Below are 6106 nucleotides of genomic sequence, written 5' to 3'. Positions count from 1 at the left end.
CAACGGACGCCTCGAACACCTACGCGGCATCGCCCAAGGATTCGTCAACCACCGAAACTACCGCCTACGCTGCCTCCTCCACTCCGGCGGATTCCAACACCTCCTACACCCTTAAATGCGAAGAGCCGGTTTAGTGGTGACTGTGCAGAGGTAGTGCCCGAGGGCGGCGGCAGGGCCTGGCCGGGCTTCGAGACGACGCGCCGAGCCGAAGGCTCGCGGCGCGGACGGCGAGCGGGCGGGCCGCCGCCCTCGGGCACGGAGAGTAGTTATGTGCGCGCGCTACGCAACCGCGACCGTTTCGCCGCTGCCCTCGGGCACGGAAAGCAGTCGGGGAGCGGGGGCGGTGTGGCTACAGGAGTCCCGCGAGGCCCTTCTTAACGGCACGGTCGCGCTGGTAGCGGAATACTTCGAGGAAGATGCCGCCGAAGAAAATGCAGGCGATTGCGACCCAGATGCTCGCGGGAGCGTGACGCCCGTACACGAGGAAATACACGTAGGGTGCCAGGAAGGTGACGGCGGCGGTGGCGGCACCGACGACGCGGTGCCAGAGCTTTTGCCCGGCGACCATCTCGATGAGGCCCCACGTGTAGGGGATGGCGGTGATGACATCGATGAGCCAGAGGACACGCCAGTCGCCCCGGAAGTGGGGGACGAACATGACGGGCACGGCGCGCGCCATGGAGTAGACGAAGACGACGACGTAGGCGATGAACTTAGGGTTGCGGCACAGCTTGAGGAAGGCCGTGCGCTCGATGATGGAGGCACCGACTGCTCGCGCGGCGCGGGTGGCGCGTGACGCGGTTGAGAGCGTATCGAGTCCGGCCATGGAAACGCGCATGAACTCGCGTTGTTCGTCTGTGCCGGCCGCCCAAGCTTCCAGCAGCGCCAGGGGGGAGAGCGCGATGGGCGTGCGTCCGCCGGAGGGTGCCCCGGCCTCGTGAATGAGATCGGCCCCCAGGGCGTCGCGTAGGCGTGGCAGTTGGTCGCTGGGGATGACGGCGAGCCATAGGCGCACCCGTCGTTGGATGGCGTCGTGGAGTTCGTGGGAGAGTGCGTGTCCGGCGGCCGAGTGGGGTGAGAAGCCTTCGGCGGCGATGTCGACGAGTGCCCCGGGGTGTTCGACGATGCGGGTTGTCAGGTCGCCGGCGCGATCAACGCCGGAGACGGTGATGATCGTCGCGGCATCCCACTGGTAGGTGCGTGCGATCTCGATGTCGAGGATCGAGCGCAGCGTCACGAGGGATGCGATGTCACTCACGGGTGGCCTCTCGGTAGGGGTTTATCCACTCAATTGTGCCTGACTGAGCGGTTGGAATGCACGCCCACGTGGGAAGCGTGCCGCACGTAGAATCGACGTATGGTGAAACGACGCATTGATCCGGCTTCGGGAATGGAGGCGCTGCGCGCTTGGCGTGGCTCGTGTGAGCGCGGCGAGGACGCGTCCCGCGCTGTCGTGCTGACGGCTGTGCGTTTCACCCTTGAGGAGTTGGGTGCCCTGCATCCGGGTCGTTCTGTCGAGGTGCGCGTGCCTCCTGCGGGTGCGGTGCAGATTCTTCCGGGGACCACGCATCGGCGTGGTACACCGCCCGCCGTCGTGGAGACGGACGCGCGCACGTGGCTGTCGCTGGCGTGCGGTCTGCTCACGTGGGACGAGGCCGTGGACGCTTCCCTGGTGAGCGCGTCGGGGGAGCGCACGGACCTGGGTCCCTTCCTGCCGCTCGTGTGAGAGGCAGGGGAGGGTGTTCCGGGTGGGGCGGAGTGTCGCCGGGTTTTAGGCCTCGATCTGCGGAGCGCCGAAGCGTGCGATGATCTTGGGGGCCAGGTATTTCTGGGAGCCCTTGTAGGCGTAGCGCTGGGCGACGGCGGCGACGGCCGCGGTGCTTGCGGCGAAGAGCACCAGCGAGGCTAGGGTGACATCATCTGAGTCTTCGGCGGGGATCGGGCGCTTCGTGACGGTCTTCCAGCCGAATTCGAAAATCTTGGAGGCCGCGAAGGCGGCTCCGGCGATGACGGCGGTCGTGGCGAGCTTGTTGATCGTGGCGGAATCCATGTGTGTCTCCTGGCGTGGGTTGGTTGTCCCTGCGCGGCAGCGCGTGCTTCCATGATGCCCCACACTGCGGTCTCGTGCGAGATTCAGGCGCTTACTGTTTTATGCTTATGGGCAAATGTTCTCGTCCGAAGGATTCCCTATGGCCCGCGCCCGTTCTGTATTCGCGTTGGTAACCCTTGTGGTTGCTGCTACGACCTTGGCTGCGTGTACGCCATCAGTGTCGTCGCGTGCACCCCAAGATCCTTTCGGTGCCCCCGTTGTTCCGGGGCAGGGGATCGAAGAAGAAGGGATTGCGGGCACGCTCGATGCTCCCAGCCCGAGGACGGGCACGGACACGGTGACGGTTGCCCTCGTGGGCGGTGCGCAGCTGCCCACTGAGATGGCGCAGGCCTTCACGGAGGAGACGGGCTTCTCGGTCGCGGTCGTTCCCATTGATGGGGTGGATTCGCTCCCCAGGGCGGGGGCGGATGTTGTGCTGGGCCTGGATGGTGCTGACGCACAGCAGGCGAGCCAGGCGGGCACGATTGCTCCGTCTGGCCCGCAGGACACTGTGACCTTGTCGGGTACTTCTATTTCGGGTGTGCCTGCGGCGGTGGCGTACGGTCGCGACGATGTGTGCGTGATCGCGGATAAGTCGTGGATGAGTGCGAATAAGCGCACGCTGCCCACGTCGTTTCAGGAGCTGAGTACTCCTCGTGTGCGCACACTCCTCGCGATTCCGGATCCTGTCTCGTCGTCGGTGGGGCGTGCCTTCCTGCAGGAGGCTGCCGCACAGACGGGTGAGGGCCTGGGTCCGTTCGTCCAGACGCTGAGTCCGCGTGTCGATCCCTCGCTGGGTGCGGCTATTGGCGCGTGGACGGCTGGAGGGCACGTGTCTGACGGCTACCTGTCCGAGATCGTGGGGTCCGCGTCGGGCAAGTCCGGCTCTTACCCGCTCGTGGTTGCGCCGCGTTCGCTGGCTGCGGCTGCCGCGACGAACACGGGTGCCGATTCGTACGGGACGGCGTTGCCGTCGACGTGTATCGCGCGCACCATGTACGTAGCGGCGACGAAGACACCCGCTTCGGACGGCGCTGAGTCCTTGATCGCTTGGTTGCAGAGCGCTGTTGCGCAGCATTCTCTGGCGACCACGGGGGCGGCCTATCCGATCGATGGTGTTCTCGCGTCAAACACGAAGGCCGAGTGGTTCTCGGGCATCACGGGCAGCCCCGTCGTGTCGGACGAAACCATGGGGTCGTTTAACGCGAAGAGCGCGTGGTTGGCGACGTGGACCGCGGCGCTCGATGAACCTGCTCCGGCTCAGACGCCCACGCAGCAGCCTTCGGGAAAGCCTTCGGGGAAGCCTTCGGGTCAGCCTTCGGGTCAGCCTTCGGGTCAGCCTTCGGGTCAGCCTTCGGGTCAGCCTTCGGGTCAGCCGAGTGTGAACCCGGGCGCGCCCGGGATCAGTAACAGCGACCTGGCTGACGATCCCGATGAGGATGAGGATGAGGATGAGGATGACGAACCTCGCACGAGGACCCATCACCCGATCGATGAGGACGACGAGGAGTAGTCAGTTCTCCCGTGAGTGAAGGGGGGATGCGGCGTACCGCGTCCCCCCTTCACTGTGTGCGGTGAGGATGAGTGGTCGCGCGGTGGCGAGGCCGTGGTGGGGCACGAACGTGGCACCGTTGGGGATGCGAGGGGTAGACGTTCCCTAGTCGCGCAGCATGGAGGGGCTGACGCGGCACTCGTCACCGATGCGCATGGGGGCGATGAGGCCCTTGTCGCGCAGCTCGCGCAGGCGTGGCACGGTTCGTTCGACGACCTTCCAGGGATCGATCGTGTTGAGGTAGATGCGGGTGCCGCCCTCGAATCCGGCCAGAGTGGAGATGCGCCACTTGAGCAGGATCCTCCAGCGCATGGGGGTCGAGACGGTGGGCGGGCGGTGGTACCACTCTTCGTTGGCGGGCACGTCTGCGCCGGTCGCCGCGTGCGCGGCGTGCAAGATGTCGGAGATCCCAGCCATTGCCTCGTCGCTGACCTCCCACGGGTTGCGCGGGGAGTGTAGCGGCCAGATCGCGATGCCGGGGAAGCGATGACCGAAGCCTGCCAGGGCGACGGCGTGCTCGTTTTGAGCGATGAGGAGTTTGCGGGTGGCGGCGACCGTGAAGATCTGGTCGTAGATGTCGGGCTGTGCGCGCAGGCGCTCGAGTTCTGCTTCTGTTTGAACGGCGAGGTCGTCGATGGCGACCAGCTGCTTGTGCAGGTGGTCGAATGAGGCGCCGGCAGGGCGCAGCCAGTTCTGGAAGGTGGCGACGTAGCGCACGGCGGGGTTGAGGCCGTACAGCTCGTGCATTGAGCGGGCCGTGTAGGCGGTGTACTGGGTGTGCTCTTCCGGGGTGAGGGTGCCCGACCCGGCAAGCTGGTGGGCTTCGGTTGCCCCGTCGATGAAGTGGCGCCTGCCAATAATCAGGTCGTGGCCGCCGGAGAAAAAGCCGTTGGCGGCCTGCAGGCGCGCGGTCTCGCTGGTGGCCGCGAACTCGCCCTCGCTCATGCCCGAGGCCAGCATCCGCGCGCGCACGACGTTCATGACGTGGTCGTAGCCCACGTCCGAGGCCAGGTATCGGGCCATGCGGTGGTGGTCGGCCTCGGAGGGCATGTGCCCGTGGTTGAGGTGCCAGTAGTTGTAGGAGACGATTTCGAACAGGTTAGGGATACGCCGAAATTCGGCGACCGTGTCGCTGAGCTTGTCGGCGGGCAGGGCGTCGAGCTGTTCCCACGTGCCGTCGTCTCGGCGTACGAGGCGCGACTTTTCGGGCGGCGTCTCCAGGTAGCGCTTGGAACAGAACGCGCAATAGTGCCCGTCAGCCTCGTGGTCGATGGGGGTGCAGTCGGTACGCGGGGCGGCGAGCGGCCGGTTTCCGCGGCCGGGGACGGTCCACACCTCTGTGCCGGTGAGCAGGTTCTGCTGTTTGACGGTGCCGTCGGCGAGTCGCACGATGGCGCGGTCGGCGCGGGTAAGCTTCGATGCCATGTCTTAATCGTACCTGTTGTCAGAGTCGGTTCATGGTGGCGGGGTGCGATCCGGTGCGCCCGGCCTCGCCTTCGTCGAGCGCGTCGATGCGGGCGCGCTGGTCGGGACTCAGGCTGAAGGAAAAGGTGTCAATGTTGGTGGCCATGCGCGCCGGACTCAGGGTCTTGGGGAAGACGACGTGGCCGCGGTCGATGGCCCAGCGCAGGGCGACTTGCGCGGCGCTGACTCCGAGTTCGTCGCCGATGGCGACGAGGGTTGGGTCGGTGATGGCGCGCCCGCGTGCCAGGGGTGACCATGCTTCGAAGACCATGCCGAGTTCGTGCGCGTAGGAGCGCAGCGCCTCGTTGGGGAGGAATGGGTGCGCCTCGACCTGGAGGACGTGGGGTGGTACGGAAGCGATGGAGCGGACGGCTTCGATGTGGTCGCGCTCGTAGTTCGACAGGCCGATGGCACGCGCGTTGCCCGCAGCGAAGGCGTCCTCGAGGGCTGGCCACGGCAGGGTGACGTCTCCGCCGTAGAGGGTGGGCAGCGGCCAGTGTACGAGGAGGAGGTCGACGTAGTCGGTGCGCAGATCTTCGAGTGATCGTGCGATGGATGCGGCAGCGCGCTCGGGTGCGTGGTTGGAGTTGTCGACCTTGGTGGTGAGGAAGATCTGCTCGCGTTCGATGCCAGACGCTTCGAGCGCGGCGCCGACCTCGGCCTCGTTGCCGTACATCTGCGCGGTATCGATGTGGCGGTAACCAATCTCGAGTGCGCGGCTCACGGCGTCGTAGGCGTCCTCGGGCGCGACCTTGTAGGTGCCGAAGCCTAGCACGGGGATGGGTGCGCCCGTCGGGAGCGTGAGCGTGGGAATGGGGGACGAGGCCGTGGCCGCGTCGCTCGGGAATGGGGCGTTCATCAGTGAATCCTCCTGGTTGCTTTCAGTGTAGCGTCCCGGGGAGGGGAGGGTCGCGTGCGTCCGCGCGCGAGCTCGATGCGTGCAGCGTAGTGTTGTCTTCGCTTCGGAGCCGCGCGTGGTGCCGGTTTGAGGGGACAGGAGG

The 6106-nt window shown here is 66.3% G+C and carries 6 protein-coding genes; 2 read left to right on the top strand and 4 right to left on the bottom strand.

The genetic code is table 11. The features are described from left to right. Positions 1 to 349: 349 nt before the first annotated feature. Entirely contained in the window at positions 350 to 1258 is a 909-nt protein-coding gene (locus QZ149_RS01780; RefSeq protein ID WP_291449222.1) for a cytochrome C oxidase subunit IV, read from the bottom strand. 99 nt (positions 1259 to 1357) lie between these two features. Between QZ149_RS01780 and QZ149_RS01775 the strand changes: the two genes are divergently transcribed. Further along, a complete protein-coding gene (locus QZ149_RS01775; RefSeq protein WP_291449220.1) occupies positions 1358 to 1726 on the top strand; it encodes a sterol carrier family protein in 369 nt (122 codons plus the stop codon). Between the two features lie 45 nt (positions 1727 to 1771). On the opposite strand, the gene QZ149_RS01770 is transcribed toward QZ149_RS01775, so the two are convergent. Then, positions 1772 to 2050, bottom strand: a complete 279-nt coding sequence (locus QZ149_RS01770; protein ID WP_291449217.1) for a DUF4235 domain-containing protein — start codon at positions 2048 to 2050, stop codon at positions 1772 to 1774. 139 nt (positions 2051 to 2189) lie between these two features. Here QZ149_RS01770 and QZ149_RS01765 point away from each other — a divergent pair, with 139 nt between their 5' ends. Continuing rightward, a complete protein-coding gene (locus tag QZ149_RS01765; RefSeq protein ID WP_291449215.1) occupies positions 2190 to 3602 on the top strand; it encodes a hypothetical protein in 1413 nt (470 codons plus the stop codon). Between the two features lie 144 nt (positions 3603 to 3746). Here the strand turns inward: QZ149_RS01765 and QZ149_RS01760 are convergent, their stop codons facing one another. Both QZ149_RS01760 and QZ149_RS01755 read right to left on the bottom strand, forming a co-directional pair. Beyond that, the gene (locus tag QZ149_RS01760) at positions 3747 to 5066 is read right to left on the bottom strand and encodes a DUF4921 family protein (RefSeq protein ID WP_291449213.1); all 1320 of its coding nucleotides are present in this window, start codon (positions 5064 to 5066) and stop codon (positions 3747 to 3749) included. A 19-nt stretch (positions 5067 to 5085) separates the two neighbouring features. Beyond that, on the bottom strand, positions 5086 to 5964 hold the full coding sequence (locus tag QZ149_RS01755; protein ID WP_291449210.1) for an aldo/keto reductase: 879 nt from the start codon (positions 5962 to 5964) through the stop codon (positions 5086 to 5088). Positions 5965 to 6106 lie beyond the last annotated feature (142 nt).

Source organism: Actinomyces sp. ICM47, from assembly GCF_905369875.1.
Lineage (GTDB): Bacteria > Actinomycetota > Actinomycetes > Actinomycetales > Actinomycetaceae > Pauljensenia.
Note: the sequence above shows the minus strand (reverse complement) of the source record. Positions and strands in the feature narration are given on the sequence as shown.